Genomic DNA, 3,147 nt, shown 5'->3' with positions numbered 1-3,147 from the left:
AACAAAAGTAGTGACTGAAAATAAAGCATTTTATCATTCAGAAATAGGATATAATATGAGAATGCCAAATCTTTTAGCTGCATTTGGAGTAGCTCAACTTGAAAATGTTAAAGAATATTTAAAAATTAAAAGAGAAAATGCAGTGTATTATAATCAGCTTTTAGGTGAAATTAAAGGAATTACATTACCTGCCGAAAGAGAAAATGTAGAAAACTGTTATTGGTTATATTCAATCCTAGTTGAAGACGAATATGGTATAACCCGTGATGAACTTATAAAAAAATTAAACTCAGAGAAAATAGAAGCGAGACCATTCTTTATGCCTATACATAATATGCCTCCATATAAGAACAGTAGACATGGGGAATTGAGCATAACAAATGAACTTTACGCACGAGGAATAAACCTTCCAAGTTCTGTTGGACTTACAAAAGAAGAGATTAAAAAGGTATGTGAAACAATAAAAAATAGTGTAGATTAAATTAAGGTTTAAAAAATAAGATAGCAACAACATCATGGATAACAATTTCATGGTGTTGTTGCTTTTTACGTGAATGGTTTAAGTTAAAAAGTATTTGGAATAAAAACAAATATTCACTATAAAAATGTAATAAAAACAAGCAAAATATGAAAATGTATTATAAATTAGTATAATATATATAAATATAATAGAAAATGTAGTTAAAACGAATATATATGTAAAGAATATTATAATTTAACCGATAGTAAAGTGTGTAATTATACTTAATGGTTTTATAAATTATGATAATCAATAATCTTATATTAAAAATATTATATATTTTGTACAGGTGTCATACATGAAGGGAGTGGCAGATGTTATTGAACATGAATATAAGATGAAATTTAATATAGGATGAAAATGCAGTATAAAAAGAGAGAGGGAGTGTTAAGATGAAATTTTTTGTTAATCTAGGTGTAAAGAAAAAAATTGTGTCGGTATTTTCAGTTGTTTGCATCTTTATGATTTTTATTGGGGTAGAGGGTATAATAAGTTTAGCTAAAATAAATTATGGTTCTGTGTCCATATATAATATTAATTTACAATCTATAAAATATATGGAAGAAACTAAAGGAAATGTAAATAGTATTAGAGCTGAGATGCTTAGAATTGTTTTTGAAAAAGATAAATCAAAATTAGATGAAGAAATAAAAGCTATAAATGATTTATCAAATGAAGATGTAATCGTTGATAAGCATTATCTAAGTATCCCTTTTGTATCTTCAGAAGAAGAAAAAACTTACGGTGATTATAAAAGTGACTTAGCAAAATATAGAGAGGGAAGGATTGAGGTAATTAATCTTGTAAAAGCTAATAAGTATGTGGAGGCTATGAGTGTTAATAAAAATCTTGATGTAATAAGAATCTCAATGTCTAATAATTTAGAAAAGTGTATTGAGATAAATGTTAAATCAGCTGAAAAAGCAAACTTAGATAATATAGCTCAGTTTAGTAAAGTTAGATATACAATTATAATTTATACGATTATAGCATTTTTAATTATAATTTTTATGGCTTACTTATTAAGTGAAAATATAATTAATCCATTAAATAAAATAAAAAGTTTAGCAGGTAGATTATCTCGTTATGATTTTTCAGAAACGATGACTATTACAAGGAAAGATGAATTTGGACAAACTGGGGTTGCATTAAATACTGCTCAGGAAAATATTAAAGAATTAGTAAAAGAAATAATGAATAATTCTTCCGATATGAGTGCTTCAGCTGAAGAGCTTTCAGCGACAGTTGAGGAAATAACTACTAAAATAGAAATTGTAGATAGTTCAACAGTGGAGATAAATAGGTCAGTTCAAGAATCCAGTGCTACATCAGAGGAGATAACTGCATCTGTTGAAGAGGTTAATTCAAGTATGGAGGAACTATCTTCAAAGGCTATGGAAGGTAGTAATAATGCCTCAAAAATTAAAGAAAAAGCAAAAGCAGTTAGGAGCGATGCTAATAAGGCGCTTGAAGAAAGTAAGAGCATTTACGAAACAAAGGAAAAAGAAATATTAATAGCTATAGAAGATGGAAAAGTTGTAGATGAGATAAAGGTTATGGCGGATGGAATTGCGGCCATCGCATCGCAAACTAATTTATTAGCATTAAACGCAGCTATTGAAGCAGCAAGAGCAGGAGAACAAGGAAAAGGATTTGCAGTAGTTGCAGATGAAGTAAGAAAACTTGCAGAGCAATCATCTGAAACTGTAAATACAATTCAGGGTACTATAGTAAAAGTTCAAAATGCATTTAAACATTTATCTGAAAATAGTAATGACATACTCAAGTTTATTATAGAAGATATTGCACCTGTCTTAGAGCAATATGCACAGGCAGGAAAACAATATGGTGAAGATGGAGAATTTATAAGTTCCATGTCAGAGGAAATCGCAGCTATGTCAGAAGAAGTGGGAGCATCGATAAATGAGGTTAGTATGGCTGCTCAAGTTTTAGCACAAAGTTCACAGCTTTCTGCAGAACATACAGGAGATATTCAAATTAGTATTGAGGAAACTTCAAAAGCTATGGAGCAAGTATCGCAAACATCGCAAATGCAAGCAGAACTTGCACAAAAACTTAATGAGATGGTACAGAAGTTTAAGATATAATAAATGATTCAAATGTGAAGTCATTACTTCAAAATTGGATTGATAATTATAGTAATTGGAAGCATCTTTATAGGAGGAATAAAGATCTTGAGTAACCCCTTAGTAGTAATAACTTCAAAATAAAGAAGTGTTTTACCACCTAGTTTTCCAAGATTTACACAGGTTTTGCTTTGAGTTTAGTGAAATCAATTGTTGAATTGCATGGTGGTAATATATATGCGCAGAGTAAATTTGGAGAAGGTAGAACGTTTACAATAAGACTTCTGCCAGGAAAGGTACTTAATGAAAATATTGGGTATAATAATATTCCAAAAGATGAAAATAAAGTAATCCGAGCAGATTTTTCAGATATTTATTTGTAAATTATATTATTAAAGGCAGTTAAGATGTAAATCTTAACTGCCTAATAGGGCCTGTAAATAATTTTGTGTAAACAGAATAAAATGTACTCTTTCTTGGCAATAATTGAGATAAGTAATTATCAAAGATTGTAAGGAGGAGTATTTTTATGTCCAACAT

General features: G+C 29.2%; 3 protein-coding genes. All 3 read left to right on the top strand.

Annotated features, from left to right (window positions below):
* A partial coding sequence (locus KPL37_RS19240; RefSeq protein WP_216151685.1) for a DegT/DnrJ/EryC1/StrS family aminotransferase occupies positions 1 to 481 on the top strand: 481 nt, incomplete at its 5' end.
* A gap of 431 nt (positions 482 to 912) precedes the next feature.
* On the top strand, positions 913 to 2,628 hold the full coding sequence (locus tag KPL37_RS19235) for a methyl-accepting chemotaxis protein (protein WP_216151684.1): 1,716 nt from the start codon (positions 913 to 915) through the stop codon (positions 2,626 to 2,628).
* A gap of 179 nt (positions 2,629 to 2,807) precedes the next feature.
* Positions 2,808 to 2,990, top strand: a complete 183-nt coding sequence (locus KPL37_RS19230) for a hypothetical protein (protein ID WP_425514054.1) — start codon at positions 2,808 to 2,810, stop codon at positions 2,988 to 2,990.
* Positions 2,991 to 3,147 lie beyond the last annotated feature (157 nt).

It is taken from the genome of Clostridium frigoris (genome assembly GCF_018861865.1).
GTDB lineage: Bacteria > Bacillota > Clostridia > Clostridiales > Clostridiaceae > Clostridium_AD > Clostridium_AD frigoris.
The sequence above is the reverse complement of the archived record's forward strand: the minus strand, read 5'-3'. Positions and strand labels throughout refer to the sequence as shown.